The 15,119-nt window shown below is 36.8% G+C and carries 16 protein-coding genes; 5 read left to right on the top strand and 11 right to left on the bottom strand.

Annotation, left to right across the window (positions count from 1 at the left end; translation table 11 throughout):
- Positions 1-25: 25 nt before the first annotated feature.
- Both galU and JFU54_RS07185 read right to left on the bottom strand, forming a co-directional pair.
- On the bottom strand, positions 26-913 hold the full coding sequence (gene galU / locus JFU54_RS07190; RefSeq protein ID WP_002015869.1) for a UTP--glucose-1-phosphate uridylyltransferase GalU: 888 nt from the start codon (positions 911-913) through the stop codon (positions 26-28).
- A gap of 145 nt (positions 914-1,058) precedes the next feature.
- A complete protein-coding gene (locus tag JFU54_RS07185) occupies positions 1,059-2,783 on the bottom strand; it encodes a phospho-sugar mutase (RefSeq protein ID WP_063218131.1) in 1,725 nt (574 codons plus the stop codon).
- A 143-nt stretch (positions 2,784-2,926) separates the two neighbouring features.
- On the opposite strand from JFU54_RS07185, the gene cdaS reads away from it, so the two are divergent.
- Entirely contained in the window at positions 2,927-3,532 is a 606-nt protein-coding gene (cdaS, locus tag JFU54_RS07180) for a sporulation-specific diadenylate cyclase CdaS (RefSeq protein ID WP_063218130.1), read from the top strand.
- A gap of 168 nt (positions 3,533-3,700) precedes the next feature.
- Here the strand turns inward: cdaS and pepA are convergent, their stop codons facing one another.
- The 5 genes from pepA to JFU54_RS07155 form a co-directional block, all read right to left on the bottom strand.
- Complete coding sequence (gene pepA, locus JFU54_RS07175) at positions 3,701-5,185, bottom strand: cytosol aminopeptidase (protein ID WP_063218129.1); 1,485 nt, start codon at positions 5,183-5,185, stop codon at positions 3,701-3,703.
- 205 nt (positions 5,186-5,390) lie between these two features.
- Complete coding sequence (locus JFU54_RS07170) at positions 5,391-6,017, bottom strand: 3D domain-containing protein (RefSeq protein WP_061690119.1); 627 nt, start codon at positions 6,015-6,017, stop codon at positions 5,391-5,393.
- A gap of 86 nt (positions 6,018-6,103) precedes the next feature.
- Positions 6,104-6,421, bottom strand: a complete 318-nt coding sequence (locus tag JFU54_RS07165) for a YuiB family protein (protein WP_002089308.1) — start codon at positions 6,419-6,421, stop codon at positions 6,104-6,106.
- Positions 6,418-6,924 carry an NUDIX hydrolase gene (locus JFU54_RS07160; protein ID WP_002015875.1) on the bottom strand — a complete coding sequence of 169 codons (507 nt, stop codon included), beginning with the start codon at positions 6,922-6,924 and terminating at the stop codon, positions 6,418-6,420. The genes JFU54_RS07165 and JFU54_RS07160 overlap by 4 nt, the downstream gene beginning before the upstream one ends.
- Positions 6,925-7,045: 121 nt before the next feature.
- Entirely contained in the window at positions 7,046-8,254 is a 1,209-nt protein-coding gene (locus tag JFU54_RS07155) for an NAD(P)/FAD-dependent oxidoreductase (protein ID WP_002067919.1), read from the bottom strand.
- Positions 8,255-8,718: 464 nt separating this feature from the next.
- Between JFU54_RS07155 and JFU54_RS07150 the strand changes: the two genes are divergently transcribed.
- The 3 genes from JFU54_RS07150 to JFU54_RS07140 all read left to right on the top strand — a co-directional run bounded on the left by JFU54_RS07150 (position 8,719) and on the right by JFU54_RS07140 (position 11,786).
- The gene (locus JFU54_RS07150) at positions 8,719-9,708 is read left to right on the top strand and encodes an NAD(P)/FAD-dependent oxidoreductase (protein ID WP_012261913.1); all 990 of its coding nucleotides are present in this window, start codon (positions 8,719-8,721) and stop codon (positions 9,706-9,708) included.
- Positions 9,709-9,886: 178 nt separating this feature from the next.
- Positions 9,887-10,363 (top strand): GyrI-like domain-containing protein, encoded by a 477-nt coding sequence (locus JFU54_RS07145; RefSeq protein WP_201064075.1) that lies wholly within the window; start codon positions 9,887-9,889, stop codon positions 10,361-10,363.
- A gap of 175 nt (positions 10,364-10,538) precedes the next feature.
- On the top strand, positions 10,539-11,786 hold the full coding sequence (locus JFU54_RS07140; RefSeq protein ID WP_078185130.1) for an MFS transporter: 1,248 nt from the start codon (positions 10,539-10,541) through the stop codon (positions 11,784-11,786).
- Between the two features lie 17 nt (positions 11,787-11,803).
- Here the strand turns inward: JFU54_RS07140 and JFU54_RS07135 are convergent, their stop codons facing one another.
- Positions 11,804-12,685, bottom strand: a complete 882-nt coding sequence (locus JFU54_RS07135; RefSeq protein ID WP_201064073.1) for a helix-turn-helix domain-containing protein — start codon at positions 12,683-12,685, stop codon at positions 11,804-11,806.
- A 79-nt stretch (positions 12,686-12,764) separates the two neighbouring features.
- Between JFU54_RS07135 and JFU54_RS07130 the strand changes: the two genes are divergently transcribed.
- Positions 12,765-13,226 carry a 2-thiouracil desulfurase family protein gene (locus JFU54_RS07130; protein WP_201064071.1) on the top strand — a complete coding sequence of 154 codons (462 nt, stop codon included), beginning with the start codon at positions 12,765-12,767 and terminating at the stop codon, positions 13,224-13,226.
- 28 nt (positions 13,227-13,254) lie between these two features.
- On the opposite strand, the gene JFU54_RS07125 is transcribed toward JFU54_RS07130, so the two are convergent.
- The 3 genes from JFU54_RS07125 to JFU54_RS07120 all read right to left on the bottom strand — a co-directional run bounded on the left by JFU54_RS07125 (position 13,255) and on the right by JFU54_RS07120 (position 15,029).
- Complete coding sequence (locus JFU54_RS07125; protein ID WP_080017232.1) at positions 13,255-13,617, bottom strand: YxeA family protein; 363 nt, start codon at positions 13,615-13,617, stop codon at positions 13,255-13,257.
- A gap of 162 nt (positions 13,618-13,779) precedes the next feature.
- The gene (locus tag JFU54_RS29695) at positions 13,780-13,959 is read right to left on the bottom strand and encodes a hypothetical protein (protein ID WP_307838307.1); all 180 of its coding nucleotides are present in this window, start codon (positions 13,957-13,959) and stop codon (positions 13,780-13,782) included.
- Positions 13,960-14,270: 311 nt separating this feature from the next.
- Positions 14,271-15,029 (bottom strand): hypothetical protein, encoded by a 759-nt coding sequence (locus JFU54_RS07120; RefSeq protein WP_201064069.1) that lies wholly within the window; start codon positions 15,027-15,029, stop codon positions 14,271-14,273.
- Positions 15,030-15,119: the final 90 nt, after the last annotated feature.

Genomic DNA, 15,119 nt, shown 5'->3' with positions numbered 1-15,119 from the left:
TAGGAACAGCTCCTTGTTTATTATATTAAGACTCTTGCTTCATTTGCTCGTCTAAAACTTTCTTCATCATTACTAGCATATCATCACGTAATTCTGGGTGCTGCAATGCCATTTCAATTGTCGTTTGAACGAATCCTAATTTTTCACCAACGTCATAACGCTTTCCTTCAAAATCATATGCAAATACACGTTGAATTTCATTTAAGCTTTGAATAGCATCCGTTAACTGAATTTCGCCACCCGCTCCAACTTGTTGCTGTTCCAAGAACATAAAGATTTCAGGAGTTAAAATGTAACGTCCCATAATCGCTAAGTTTGAAGGCGCAGTACCTTGCGCTGGTTTTTCAACGAATTTACGAACTTGATAACGACGTCCCTCTTGCTCCAACGGATCAATAATTCCGTAGCGATGTGTTTCTGCTTCAGGAACAGTTTGTACACCAATAACAGAAGAAAGTGTTTTGTCATACTCGTCCATTAATTGACGTAAACATGGTTTTTCAGCTTGAACGATATCATCGCCTAATAATACTGCAAACGGCTCATCACCAATGAATTTACGTGCGCACCAAACAGCATGTCCTAATCCTTTTGGTTCTTTTTGTCGAATGTAATGGATATCTACCATTTTAGAAGAAGCTTGTACTTTTTCAAGTAACTCATACTTTTTCTTCTCTAATAAGTTTTGCTCTAATTCAAATGCGTTATCAAAATGATCTTCGATAGAGCGCTTTCCTTTACCAGTAACGATAATAATATCTTCGATGCCTGATTTTACTGCTTCTTCTACGATGTATTGAATTGTTGGTTTATCTACAATTGGAAGCATTTCTTTTGGCATTGCTTTCGTTGCTGGTAAAAAGCGTGTTCCTAATCCCGCTGCCGGGATAATTGCTTTTCTCACTTTTTTCATGACAAATACCCTCGCTTTTCATTCTAATTCTCTTAGTAAAGTGCAAATTTATAACACTCGCTCGTAATAATCCTCTACATCAAACAAAACTACAAGAAAAGAGGAGGCCGTTCTCCTCTTTTCCTATCAGTAGCATTCTATTCTATTATAAACGATTCATAATATCTTCTTTAATAGTAAGTAACTTTTGTTCACTATTTTGTAAGGAATCATCTTGTACACCAAAGTAGAATTTAATTTTCGGCTCTGTTCCAGATGGACGTAAGCAGAACCAAGAACCATCTTCTAATTGATATTTTAACACATTTGATTTCGGTAAGTGAATCTCTTCCTTATTTCCATCTTGTAACGTTGTAATGATGCTTTCTTTATAATCCTCAACTGCAACGACTGTTAAACCAGCTACTTCTTTCGGAGGATTCTCACGGAATGTTGCCATCATCTTTTGAATCTGTTCGGCACCATCTTTTCCTTTTAACGTTAACGATACAAGGTCCTCACGGAAGAACCCATACTTCTTAAATACTTCTAGCAGACCATCGTATAACGTTTTACCTTGTGATTTGTAGTATGCAGCTACTTCACATGCAAATAGAACTGATTGCACCGCATCTTTATCACGGCAGAATGGACGGATTAAATAACCGTAGCTTTCCTCATAACCGAATTGGAATTCATATTGTCCGCTTTCTTCATACTGTTTAATTTTTTCACCGATAAATTTAAATCCTGTTAACGTATCAACTGTATCTAAACCGTATGCTTTTGCGATTGTACGGCCAATTTCAGACGTTACGATTGTTTTTAAAACAACACCGTTTTCTGGAAGCGTTCCGTTTTCCTTCTTTTGTGATAATAAGTAATCAAGCATTAACGCACCTGTTTGGTTACCAGTTAATACTTGGAACTCACCATCGTGATTGCGAACTGCTACACCTAGACGGTCTGCATCAGGATCTGTTGCGATTAACACGTCTGCGCCTACTTTTTCACCGTCGCGAATTGCATACTCAAACGCTGCATGCTCTTCTGGGTTTGGTGATTTTACTGTAGAGAAATTTGGATCTGGTAACTCTTGCTCTTTTACAACAGTTACATCTGTAAATCCAACTTCTTCTAAACCACGGCGTACCGAAATATTTGATGTTCCATGCAATGGTGTAAAGACGATTTTTAAATCTTTTCCTACTTCTTTCACCATCTCTTTATTAATAATGACATTGTTCAATTCTGCTGCATACGCATCATCTACTTCTTGTCCAATTATATGTAATAAACCGTCAGCTTTTAATTGCTCAACATCAGCAACTTCAACTGTTAATTCATTCTCTACTGCATTTACGTAGCTAATTAACTCATCAGCTTCCTTTGGAGGCAACTGGCCACCATCTTCACCATATACTTTATAACCGTTATATTCGGGCGGATTATGGCTTGCCGTAAGAACGATTCCACTTGCTGTATGTAAATGACGAACTGCGAAAGAAAGCACTGGTGTTGGACGTAAGCTTTCAAATACATATGTTGTAATACCGTGTGCACCAAGAGTAGCAGCTACTTCCATTGCGAATTCAGGTGATTTATGACGAGAATCATACGCGACAACAACACCGCGTTTTTTCGCTTCTTCACCTAATTTTTCAATAAACATAGCTAATCCTTTTGTTGCTTTACGAACTGTATATACATTTAAACGGTTCGTACCAGCACCAAGTTCACCACGCATACCACCTGTGCCGAACTCTAGATTTTTATAAAAGCTATCCTCGATTTTCTTCTCATCTTGCTTCATGTTTTCTAGCTTTTCTTTTAATTCTGCGTCTAATTCTGCATATGAAAGCCAGCGACTAAATTCTTGTTTCCAATTCATACTTCCATCTCCTCTCGCCTGTCGTACCTTCATTATATGAAAAAAACAACCTGAATCTCAATATTTTTTAAAATCTAGCAGGATTTTACTATAAATATTTGTATACACTATGGTTAAATACTCCACCAAAGGGAATGAGGATTATGCAAGAATGGGGCTTGTCAGAAGAGCTCAAAATAAAAACAAAGCAGATGATTGAAATTGCTGAAAAAGAATTATCAAACATGAAGCATGCAATCGATAAAGAAGATGAATGTATTTTATGTAAAATGGAAGATATTCATCATATGTTAACAAATGTACAGACGTTAGCAGCTACATATTATATTCAAGCATATTTATCACCTTATACGGAAAGTTCACATTTCATCACTACAGCTGTCCAACATTTAAGCGTTCGAAAACACGGTGCTCTTATTATTGTGGAACGAAGTGACGCTCTTGATTCTTTCATTCAAACTGGAACGACATTAAACGCACACTTAACCGCGCCACTACTTGAATCGATTTTTTATCCAGGGAACCCTCTTCATGACGGAGCCGTTCTCATTAAAAATAATCATATTGTCTCGGCAGCTAATATTCTTCCATTAACAAAAAGCATGGAAATCAATCCTGAGCTAGGAACACGTCATAGGGCTGCAATTGGCTTATCCGAGAAAATTGATGCACTTATATTAGTTGTCTCTGAGGAAACAGGGCGTACTTCATTCGCTTTAGGTGGGACGTTATATACGATTTCTTTATAGGACGAATCTTTCACTATGTAGCACTTTTTGGAACGGTAAAATAGTAAATGAAATTATATTAACCGTAACTCCAAATATATCGACTTACCGACAAAAACTGACAATAGTCATACCATATCAATAAGAAAAGGCTATCCCAAAAATTTGAGACAGCCTTTTCTTCAAAAATTATTCTTCTCCGAAACGCTCAACAAGTGTTGCAAGTGTACGCACCATTGCACCTGTTGCTCCAGATGGTCCTAAATCATGTGCTCCTGATGTTTCAGATGTTCCAGCGATGTCTAAGTGTACCCATGGTGTTTCTTCTGCAAATTCACCAAGGAATGCCCCAGCCATAACCGCATGTCCTTCACGGCCTGGTGAGTTATTTAAATCAGCAAATTTACTGTTTTTGACACGTTCTTTATCACGTTCAAAAATCGGCAATTGCCAAATTGGCTCATCCGTTTCCATAGAAGCCTCTAACACTTGTTCAAACAATTCTTCATTATTTGTCATCGCGCCTGTTGTATGATTTCCAAGTGCAACAATTACACCGCCTGTTAATGTTGCAACATCAACTAAGTAATTTGCGCCAAGTTTCTTCGCATACGTAATACCGTCAGCTAACGCTAGGCGACCTTCTGCATCTGTATTTAATACTTCAATTGTTTTTCCGCTCATAGATGTAATAACATCATCTGGCTTAAATGCTGTACCACTTACAACGTTGTCAGTTGATGGAATAACAGCAATTACATTTTGCTCTGGGCGAAGTTCACCGATGATCTCCATCGCGCCAAGAACAGCTGCAGCTCCGCCCATATCACCTTTCATACCAACCATGCCTTCACGTGGTTTTAAAGAATAACCGCCTGTATCATATGTAATCCCTTTTCCAACAAATCCAATTACATCTTTCCACTCTTCTTTTCCTTTATAAATAAGAGCGATCATTTTTGGCGGTTCAGTAGATCCTTGGTTTACTGCAAGTAATGCACCCATACCAAGCTCTTCCATCTCTTCTTTCTCAAGAACCTTATAATCCATATCGTATTTTTCTGCTAATTCAACTGCATACTCAGCAAGCTTTGTCGCTGTTAATACGTTTGGCGGCATATTTACAAGTGTACGAGCTGAATTTGTTGCACGTCCATGTACGTAGCCAACTGTTAATGCAGCTTCAATTTCTTGTGCATCTTCCGCTGTAATAGCCGTGAACTTCTCTAGTTCCACACGATCCTTTTTATCTGATTTATACGTTTGTAACTCATATGTACCAAGACCTTGTACTTCTGCTGCAATATGAGCTACATCAATCGCATCTAATTTCTCTGTTACGAAAGAATCAAGCAAGATTGCTGCATCTTGTACTTTTGCTGCTTGTAACGCTTTAAACGCCTTACCAAGAGCAGCACGTAACGTTTCCGTTGTATATGACTCTTTCTTACCTAAACCAACAAAATAATAACGTTTAACATTTGTTTTTCCTAAGCTATGTACTTTTGAAATGGCTTTCTTCTTAGTTGAAAGTTCTTTTTCTTCTAATAAAACTTGTAATTGTCCTTCAAACGCTTTATCCAGTTCTTGTACAAAGCTACTCGTTTTATCTTCTTCAAATAAGGCAACAATTACCACTTCATGACTTACTAATTCTTTTTGTACTCGAAACATGTTCAGACCCCCTAAATTTCTCTACGTCCATTATAACTTTATTTTCGATAAAATGCGACAATTCTAAATTCTGTTATTTCATATAAAGTGAAACTTTAATCAGTGGGGGTTTTACCGGCCGCAAATAGCAGGATAAAGATGCTATCTCCAATATCTTCTATGGTGAAATAAGACAAGAAAAAAGTCTAGCGTTATTACCACTAGACTATCTTTGTTTTAAATATTGTCCACGAAACACTTGCATCGTTTCGTCTTGATTTAACATCGTTAACTCTTCTTCCGAAAACTTGCCATTTCCTATTTTCACTATATACACATTTACTTTTTTCTTACCCCATTGGCTATAAACATCTTTCACCGTATCATAATATAAATCGAGACGATTTCCTTTTATAGCACCGCCCTTATCAGCTACAACACCATATCCGTAACCTGGCACGAATAGAATTGTCCCAAGCGGGAATACGCGTAAATCGGCAGCGATTGTGGAATATAAATCCCTTTTTGCTTTAACACCTGAATATGTAATGCCATACTCTGGATGCCCCGGCCTCTTTCCAGTTGACTCTATACCTGATGTATAACCAGTTGCAGTCATTTCTATAACACGATATTTAGACCAGTCATTTGCCTGCTCTAAAGCATTTATCACTTCTTTACTCGGAGCAATTTTTTTCTCAATTTCTGCTGCATGTACTTCTTTTACACTTGTTCCTTCATATGATTTTATAATCTCTAATAAAGAAACTCCTGTGAAAGCCTGCCATGTTACGCATAATGCGAATGCAAGTAAACAAGTCATCATAATGCGAATACAATATCGTTTTAACATTTTTATATTCCACACTCCTTCATCGTTAATCATTCCCTATACGATGAAGGAATATGCAAAAAAATAATCTCCAAATTGATTGGAGATTAAAACATTTGATATCCACTTTTCCGAAGTTTTTTAATTATGATTCCTGCTAAAGCAGCACCTACTAATCCAGTAGATAGAATAAACACATCTGCGTGTCCTAAATGCGATACACTTGTCCCAAATGAAGAAAATGTTTCTTTTGGCTTTGAAAAATAGTCCCATACACTCGCTTTATTAATAATAAGCATACAAATAATCGGATATACAATAACCATTACCCACGTAGCTCGCAAAATCATGTTGAGTAAAAATCCAATTCCAAAAAATAAAATAAAGAACAACATCATTGAAATAAGTAGTACCGGTATACTCACTTCTTCTCCCTCTCCTTCGCATACGCCGTAAACACATGATAAGCCGTATAACCAAATTGCTCTCCTGGATTTAATGTTTTGTCCATTTCAAAATGCGACTCTGCTCTTCCTTCTAATAAATATTTGATGAGTACAGAAGTATTTTGATCATCTGCAATATTTTCTGGATGTAAAAAAGCTACTTCCGACAATTCTTTCTCCTGTACGATAACGTCTTCTCCCTCTGGCTCTAGAAGAAAAATAATCATATTATCACTAATTTCATTATGAATAACACCTGAGCGAATACCAATAATCCCCTTTACATGAGCAACAATGCCTGTCTCTTCCAAAATTTCACGTTTCACAGCTTCATCAACAGTCTCGCCTTCATTAACAAAACCAGCAGGTAAAGACCATTGCCCTTTCAATCCACCGTATTTTTTCTTAACGAATAGCCATCTCCCATCTTCTGTAGCTACTAAGCCACTGACAGCTAACCACACTTTCCCTCGCTTCCCCATGATATAACCTCCTCCATCAAAACGAACAGAATATTCTTTCTTTTTTTATATATTATACTATATTTTCAATACGAAAAAAGCAGAAACAGCTCATAGCCGTTTCTGCTTTTTCTACTATATATTAAAAGAACTTCAATTTACCTTTTTTAAGAACTAATAAAGGTCCGCCTAGTAAGAATAAGTAACGGTTGTCGATTACTTTCTTCATGAATGAAGCTTTCCAACCTGTTAACTTTTTACCCATAACAACGCCCATTGCATCGTCATGACCTAATGAACATACAGATCCTTTATTATCAAATGCGAACTTTTTCATTTCACCTTTGCCGCGAACTAACACAGTTAAATTGTGTGCAATATTATAACCTTCTTGAATTGCAATCTGTGCTGTTGGTGGGTATGGACGGTTAATCTCTTCGTTGATGATTAACGCTGCATCACCAACCATGAATACATCTTCATGACCTGGAGCGTGCATGTACTCATCCACTTTAATACGTCCGCGCATTGCTTCAAATCCAGACTCTTCCACAATACCATTACCACGAACACCTGCAGCCCAAACTACAGTTTCAGATTTAAGAAGTTCAGCATCATCACCGTTGGCAACGATAATACCTTCTTCAGTTGCTTCCTTAATTGCTGTACCGATGCGGAATTCTACACCTTTTTTCTCAAGTTGTTTTACAGCGTACTCTACTAATGCTGGATCGAAACCAGGAAGTGCTGTTGGAGCAGCTTCTACACAGATGATACGTGCTTTTTCACGTGGAACATCGTACTCTTTGCAAAGTTCAGGAATACGGTTTGCAAGCTCACCTACGTACTCGATACCCGTAAATCCAGCGCCACCAACAACGATTGTTACTAACTCATCACGTTTTTCAGTCGCATATTGAGCGAATTTTTCTTCCATATGCTCACGAATTTGACGAGTTGCATTAATGTTAGTGATTGAGAATGCATGCTCTTTTAATCCTTTAATTCCGAACGTTTCTGATTCGAAACCAAGACCGATTACTAAGTAATCATACTCTAATTCACCATCTTTTAAGATAATACGTTTTTCAGCAGCTTTAATCTCTACTACTGTATCTTGTACAAAGTTCACTTTATTTGTATCGATAACGTCTTGAATATCTAGACAGATTTTATCATCTTGTAATGTACCAGCTGCACTCTCATGTAACCAAGTTGCTTGGTAGTGATAGCTGTTGTTGTTTACTAACGTAATTTCAGCTTCACTTACAGATAATGTTTTTTGCAGACGAACAGTCGTAATCATCCCGCCATAACCTGCACCTAAAACTACGATTTTTGGAGTCTTCACTAAATCACAACCCTTTTCTTTATATAATAGTAATAAAAAATAATACCAAGTACTAAAAACTCTATTTGTCAAGAATGTGGAATTTATCACATTCTATATCATAACAAAACGCAGTCAAAAAATCGTACGAAATTTGTCATAGAAATTTAACATAATACTTCCCTATATTAGTCGGTTTCATTCCATAATTCAAGCACCTAGAGAATTATCAATATTTTAAAATAACATAGCGTTTTCAAGGGTTTTTCAGCCTTTTTTTCATGTATTTTCCTTTCGCTATATTTTATACAATTCTAAAACATCTATGCGCAAACTTACTTATTATTCAGTCGTTTTCAGAAGTATTATTAACTGAAATATGCTATCATTTATTTGAAAGTGTCATCATTTGCAGGATTTTCATGTACATATGAACAATATATGAAATCAATATTAAAATTCCATCATCTATAGGGGGAATGAAAATGACAGAAAATCAAAAAGTTTACGACATAACGATTATTGGTGGTGGCCCAACAGGACTATTCACCGCATTTTATGGCGGAATGAGACAAGCAAGTGTAAAAATTATCGAAAGCTTACCTCAACTTGGAGGGCAATTATCCGCGCTATATCCCGAAAAATATATTTATGATGTAGCTGGATTCCCAAAAGTGCGCGCACAAGAGTTAGTTGATAACTTAAAAGAACAAATGAAAAAGTTCGATCCAACCGTTTGCTTAGAAGAAGCTGTTGATACTCTTGAAAAACAAGCTGACGGTATATTTAAGCTTGTTACAAATAAACAAACTCACTACTCTAAATCTGTCATTATTACTGCTGGTAATGGTGCGTTCCAGCCACGCCGCTTAGAATTAGAAGGCACAGCAAAATATGAAAAGAAAAACTTACATTATTTCGTTGATGATATGAATAAATTTGCTGGAAGACGCGTCGTTGTATTCGGCGGTGGTGACTCAGCAGTAGATTGGACAATGATGTTAGAACCGATTGCGGACAAAGTTACAATTGCTCATCGCCGCGATAAATTCCGTGCACATGAACATAGCGTAGAAAGCTTAATGAATTCCCGTGCAGAAGTAAGCACACCTTACGTTCCAGTTGAACTTATCGGTGATGATACTATTGAACAAGTTGTTCTTCAGCACGTAAAAACAGAAGAAAAAATTATCATCGATGTTGATGACGTAATCGTAAACTACGGCTTCGTTTCTTCACTTGGTCCAATTAAAAATTGGGGCTTAGATATTCAAAAGAACAGCATCCTCGTGAACTCAAAAATGGAAACAAATATTCCTGGCATTTACGCTGCTGGTGACATTTGTACATATGAAGGAAAAGTAAAACTCATTGCTTGCGGCTTTGGTGAAGCACCGACAGCAGTAAACAATGCCAAAGCTTACTTCGATCCAAACGCAAAACTTCAACCAATGCATAGCTCAAGCATGTTTTAATATAGAAATGAAAAGAGCTCCTTTTACATGAAAGGAGTTCTTTTGTTATAAAGATCCCTAATCCAAATTACCTCTCTTTCTTCACAGCTATGTACCTTAGAAAAAAATACCACATACTCCTAAAATATGTTACAATAAAACAGAACGTACGTTTCATTCAATGGAGGGGAATTTTATAATGAAAGAACCTATTATCATTAAGAAAGAAGCTTTCCAAGCAATCGGCGTTTCTATTACGACGACAAATGAAAAAGAGGCATCTACTGAAGGAAAAATCCCAGGGCTTTGGAACCAATACTTCCAAGAACAAATCATGCATCACATCCCAAATCAACAAACAAAAGAAACATTCGCTTTCTACTCAAACTACGAATCAGATGAAACTGGTACATATCAATTTACTATTGGCATGCCTGTTTCTTCATTAGAAAACGTTCCTGAAAATATGGCAGCCTTAACAATACCTGCCGCAACGTATGCGGTATTTACAACGAGAAAAGGTCCTGTGTCTGAAGTCATTTGTGAAACTTGGGAATATATTTGGCAATGGTCGAAAGAAAACAAACGTGCTTTTACAACAGACTTTGAGCTTTATGACGAAAATGCAGTAGATCCAAATAACGTACAAGTGGATATTTATATTGCTTTAGCGTGAATGACAAAAAAGAAGATACCCTTTGGTATCTTCTTTTTTGTCGTTAAATAGCCACTGTGCAAATTCATTATTATTGTCTACAATGAGAAAGTGCAGTATAGAAATATTAGAAACTGTATAAAACGATTGTTAATAGGTTTTTCAGTCTAAATTTGGTACATAGAAAGGAAGCAATATGGAGGAACTACAACAAAATAAATCTGCTTTAGAAGGAAGCGGAAAACCGTTATTAAAAAATACGAATTTCCTTTTTCTTTGGGCAGCTACTCTCTTTTCAAGTTTTGCTTTAGCCTTTTTTACTTTTTCACAAACATGGTACATAGCAAAAACATTAAACCTTGAGGCTTCACTCGGTATTGTTTTCGTGGCTCTTAGTGTTCCAAGGCTCATCTTTATGATTATCGGCGGAGCATTAGCTGATAAATTCCCGAAAAAAAATATTATGTTTTACTCTAATATTATTCGCGCTATTCTTGTCGCAACCATTCTCACCTGGTTCATCGTCGGTGATGTAACACTATATACATTTGCTTTGTTCGCTTTGTTCTTCGGACTTGCTGACGCTTTCTTCTGGTCAGCAGATGGATCTATTCTGCCTGAACTTGTAGAAAAAAGCCGTTTAACACAAGCAAATTCACTTACTCAAATGACAAACCAAGGATCGGTCATCTTGGGCCCTGTACTTGGCGGTATTCTCATTAAATTTACGAACTATGAAACAATCTTTTCAATTACAATCCTGCTACTCATTATCGCAGCGATACTCGTTCAAAAAATACAATTTACAGTACCCGAAAAAAATGAAACAGATAAAGGCATGTTTACTTCTATTAAAGAGGGAATTTCATATGTAAAAGAATCACCATTTCTTTCAACTTTCCTTATATGTAGCGCCTTTTTAAATTTATTTTTAATCGGCCCAATGCAAGTAGGCTTCCCGCTCTTCGTCAAAAACGTTCTGCACGGTGATTCACTTCAGTTTAGTTACTTAGAAGCGTCTGTTGGCGGCGGGATGGCGATAGGAGCTGTCATTGTCGGATTAAAAAACATTAACCGCAGACGTGGTCTATTTTGTATTATCATGATGCTACTGTCTGGTGTATTCTTCCTAGCCATCAACTTTAGCACCGTACTTTGGCAAGCGTTATTAGCTGGAATGTTTTACGGTATTACAATTGCGATGGCTATCGTTCCACTTATGGCAATGATTCAATCAACAGTAAAAGAAGAGATGATGGGACGCGTTATGAGTTTACTCATGCTTTCATCGATGGGATTCATTCCGCTCTCTTACGCATTTACATCGCTTGCACTTGGGATAGGCATTCCAATTGTAACGGTTATGAAAAGCGGTGCAATCGCTGTTATCGTCTTTGTACTATTTGTAGCACTTCGTGTTCCAGTTGTAAGAAAGTTCGATTAGCTACTTGGAGTCATGTATTATACGCATGGCTCTTTTTTAAATGGATCGAATAACGGTATTCCCTTACTTCTCCTTAATGCCGCTCCCCACTCTAATCCAATTTCTAAAAATAAATCTCGCATCGTACTATACAATAATGCTCCAACATCTTTAAGAATTTCTCCGTACTTATACGCTCTCACAACACTTTTCACCCGCCAAATTAAATTTCCATACGCTTCTTCATCAGCTAATATCCCCTCTAATAAAGCACCTTGCTCTAGTAATCCGCTCTTTTTATAAGCAAGTTCCACCTTACTCCAAAATATATTAATCTTCTTCGGATTACTCGTCATCGGCACCAGTGCATATATAAAAGGCTTCGGTATATCGTGACGACAATACGTTTCATCAAGCTCGTACGTTACTTTTCTTTTATCTTTTATTTGTGGAATGTTTTTAGAAAGAATTGTTTCCCCCTCATTTTTTTGCTCGTTTCCACTACAGCCATCTGTACGATCATCACTTTCACATGCGGACATTTTCATACGGTCATCCATGCGGTCAATTGCAGATTTAAGAAATACATATAAGTTTGCACTATATCCCCCGCGCTTATATCTTTCTTTTGTCGCAACACGTTTTATAATTCCTAGTTCCTCTAACTTTGCAATCGAGCGACGTACCGTACGAATACTCTTTCCAATATTCGTAGCAATCGTCTCCATTAACGGACAAGCAACTCCCACTGTTTTCTGTTTCTCATTCACTGCATACTTTCCTAAAAAATGAATAATGATAGCATCCGTTTTATTCAATTGAAATCGATAGCACTTCAAAACTTGTTTTTGATATGTATTAAACTCTTCTTTACTTCGAAATTGACTATATGGTTTCATTAAATTATATAAGCTTCCCATTTTTATCACCTCACTTATAGGTAAGAAATAGGAAGAGAAATTGGCGTGATATTTAATATTTTTTATTGGAGATGAAAATATGATTGTAATTAGCGCTTGTTTAGGTGGTATCGCTTGTCGTTATGACGGTAACGATAATCTCGTTTCACAAATAGAAGAGTTATTACAAAGGGAAGACACCATCCTCGTTTGTCCTGAAGTATTAGGAGGATTACCAACGCCTCGTCCTTCAGCTGAAATTATTGGTGGGAATGGCGATGACGTTTTGGACGGAAAAGCGAAAGTAATGACAAAAGCTGGAGAAGATGTTACAGAGGCTTTCGTGAGCGGTGCTTATAAAGCTCTAGAACAAATTAAAGATTTACATCCAGAATGTATTATTTTAAAAGAACGTAGTCCATCTTGTGGTAGTTCTACTATTTACACTGGAGAATTTAATGGAAATAAGCAAACTGGTTATGGAGTGACAACAGCGCTATTCCGGAGACATGGATTTACAGTAATTTCTGAAGAAGAATTTGAAAACAAAAAAAGGAATTGACCCTGTTCGTCAATTCCTTTTTTCTGTCTTATTTCACACCTAATTTTTCTTTCACTTTCGCAGGAAGTTCATCCTTTTTCACTTCTTCCCAAGCTGTTACGCCTTTCTTATCTGAATGGAATACACGTAAGAATGCTTCCTTGCGAAGATTTTTCACAGCTGTAAATTCTAATTCTTTTTCTTTACCTTCTTTATCAAAGGCAGGTAACTTATACTCGAATGATTTATGCGGCTGACCGCCATCAGCTTTTTCATTCTTCTCAATTCCATCAGTTGTAATTTGAACGTAGTACTCATCTTTACCCATACGGTTTAAATCACAACCAACTAATAAACTTGCAAATACAACTAAAATACTAAAAAGTGCAATATGTCTTTTCAATTCCTTCACCTCATGTGTTTTTCTTATATTGTTATCTTAAAGCCTAAGCTTTAAAGAAGAAATTCAAAAACATGACATAAACATTACACTTTTGTAAGATAATAAAGTAAAACTTTGATCAGTGTTTATTTACCGGCACTCATCTAGCCTAGTCATGACAATCTATTAACGTCAATAACGTCTTCCACGCCAGTTTTCCCACTTGTCACGAATCTTATCACGTAATTTCCTTATACCGCTTATTACACCTTCTATTACGCACTCTATTATGATATCAATTACAAGGTAACTTACAAATCTAATTATAGGTTTAATCACATATCTCCTTACGAATTCAAAAATATCGTCAATCTTGCGTCCCCTCCCGCTCGTACAAAAAACTGCTACTTCCCATTCTTTTTGCGCAATCTACGTTCTGTTACAACCGCTGCGCCTACTGCAGTAGCTATCAACAAAAATAGTACTGCGATAGCGTCCACAATGAGGCTATTGAATTTGGATGAAACCCCAACAAATACTAAAGCTATCGTTCATACTGCTAGCATAATTATCGTTATCTTATCTTCGTTCATCATTGTCCTCTCCGATTACTCACGGTTCTCTCTCCAAGACTTTATAAAGCCACCGACAACTTTACTGCAATTGTTCCCGTAATTAATTTATTATCGTTGTAATCCATCTTCTACTACCTGCGTAACAGTTCCATTCGGTTCGAATATTACACGTAATGTTCCTTCGCCGCCATAACCGGTATAGCCGTATACTGAATACGATTTATATTTCTCAATCATATGTGGCTGTCCAATCGCAGCTTTTACTTGATTCGCAGGCATACCTTTTTTGATTTTCAAATAGTGATTATAGTCTACTTCCGCCGAATCGTTATTTACATCTTTATACCACGGTACGCGGTCGTTTTTTTCTTCATATTCCTTTACAGGCTCTTCACTGCTTTTCGTAGATACCTGACTCTCTTTATCCGCATCCTTTATAGCAGTGCGTTCAATATTAACAACGTAACCATATGTATTTAATTCAACCATAATTTCATATGTACCATCCGTATCCTTTTCAGTATAAAACACGCGTTTTTCCTTGTTATTATAATTTTTTATGTTCTCACCACCGTAGTCAATCTCGTTAAGGATATCCGTATATGTCATGCCTTCCTCAATCTTTTCGGCTTCGTCACGAGAAATATAACGCTTCTGTGACGATGTAGCGTCCTCATATTTAATGCTGTCACGTTCGCTCGTAGTCATAGGGGTTTCCTTCTGTTCTTTTAGTACTTCCGCTTCCGATTTCACTTGTTGCTTTGCTCCCGCTTTTGTTAACACGTCGGTATCGTTAGAACAAGCTCCAAATATTGATGCTGTAACCAACGTCATCCCTAATACCAGTACTTTCTTAAATGACTTCATTGTAATTCCTCCGGTAGTTTTTAATTTCTAGTAATCAGCGTATTTTAATTAATATGGAACGAGTCAGTTCTATACAATTCGATATAGCCT

Source organism: Bacillus sp. TH19 (assembly GCF_016651075.1).
GTDB lineage: Bacteria > Bacillota > Bacilli > Bacillales > Bacillaceae_G > Bacillus_A > Bacillus_A mycoides.
Note: the sequence above shows the minus strand (reverse complement) of the source record. Positions and strands in the feature narration are given on the sequence as shown.

Coding starts and splice junctions, on each gene's coding strand:
- JFU54_RS07145 (WP_201064075.1), top strand. CDS start 9,887: ATGAAAGAACCTATTATCATTAAGAAAGAAGCTTTCCAAGCAATCGGC.
- galU (WP_002015869.1), bottom strand. CDS start 913: ATGAAAAAAGTGAGAAAAGCAATTATCCCGGCAGCGGGATTAGGAACA.
- pepA (WP_063218129.1), bottom strand. CDS start 5,185: ATGTTTCGAGTACAAAAAGAATTAGTAAGTCATGAAGTGGTAATTGTT.
- JFU54_RS07185 (WP_063218131.1), bottom strand. CDS start 2,783: ATGAATTGGAAACAAGAATTTAGTCGCTGGCTTTCATATGCAGAATTA.
- JFU54_RS07130 (WP_201064071.1), top strand. CDS start 12,765: ATGATTGTAATTAGCGCTTGTTTAGGTGGTATCGCTTGTCGTTATGAC.
- JFU54_RS07135 (WP_201064073.1), bottom strand. CDS start 12,685: ATGGGAAGCTTATATAATTTAATGAAACCATATAGTCAATTTCGAAGT.
- cdaS (WP_063218130.1), top strand. CDS start 2,927: ATGCAAGAATGGGGCTTGTCAGAAGAGCTCAAAATAAAAACAAAGCAG.
- JFU54_RS07150 (WP_012261913.1), top strand. CDS start 8,719: ATGACAGAAAATCAAAAAGTTTACGACATAACGATTATTGGTGGTGGC.
- JFU54_RS07170 (WP_061690119.1), bottom strand. CDS start 6,017: ATGTTAAAACGATATTGTATTCGCATTATGATGACTTGTTTACTTGCA.
- JFU54_RS07140 (WP_078185130.1), top strand. CDS start 10,539: ATGGAGGAACTACAACAAAATAAATCTGCTTTAGAAGGAAGCGGAAAA.
- JFU54_RS07120 (WP_201064069.1), bottom strand. CDS start 15,029: ATGAAGTCATTTAAGAAAGTACTGGTATTAGGGATGACGTTGGTTACA.
- JFU54_RS07160 (WP_002015875.1), bottom strand. CDS start 6,924: ATGGGGAAGCGAGGGAAAGTGTGGTTAGCTGTCAGTGGCTTAGTAGCT.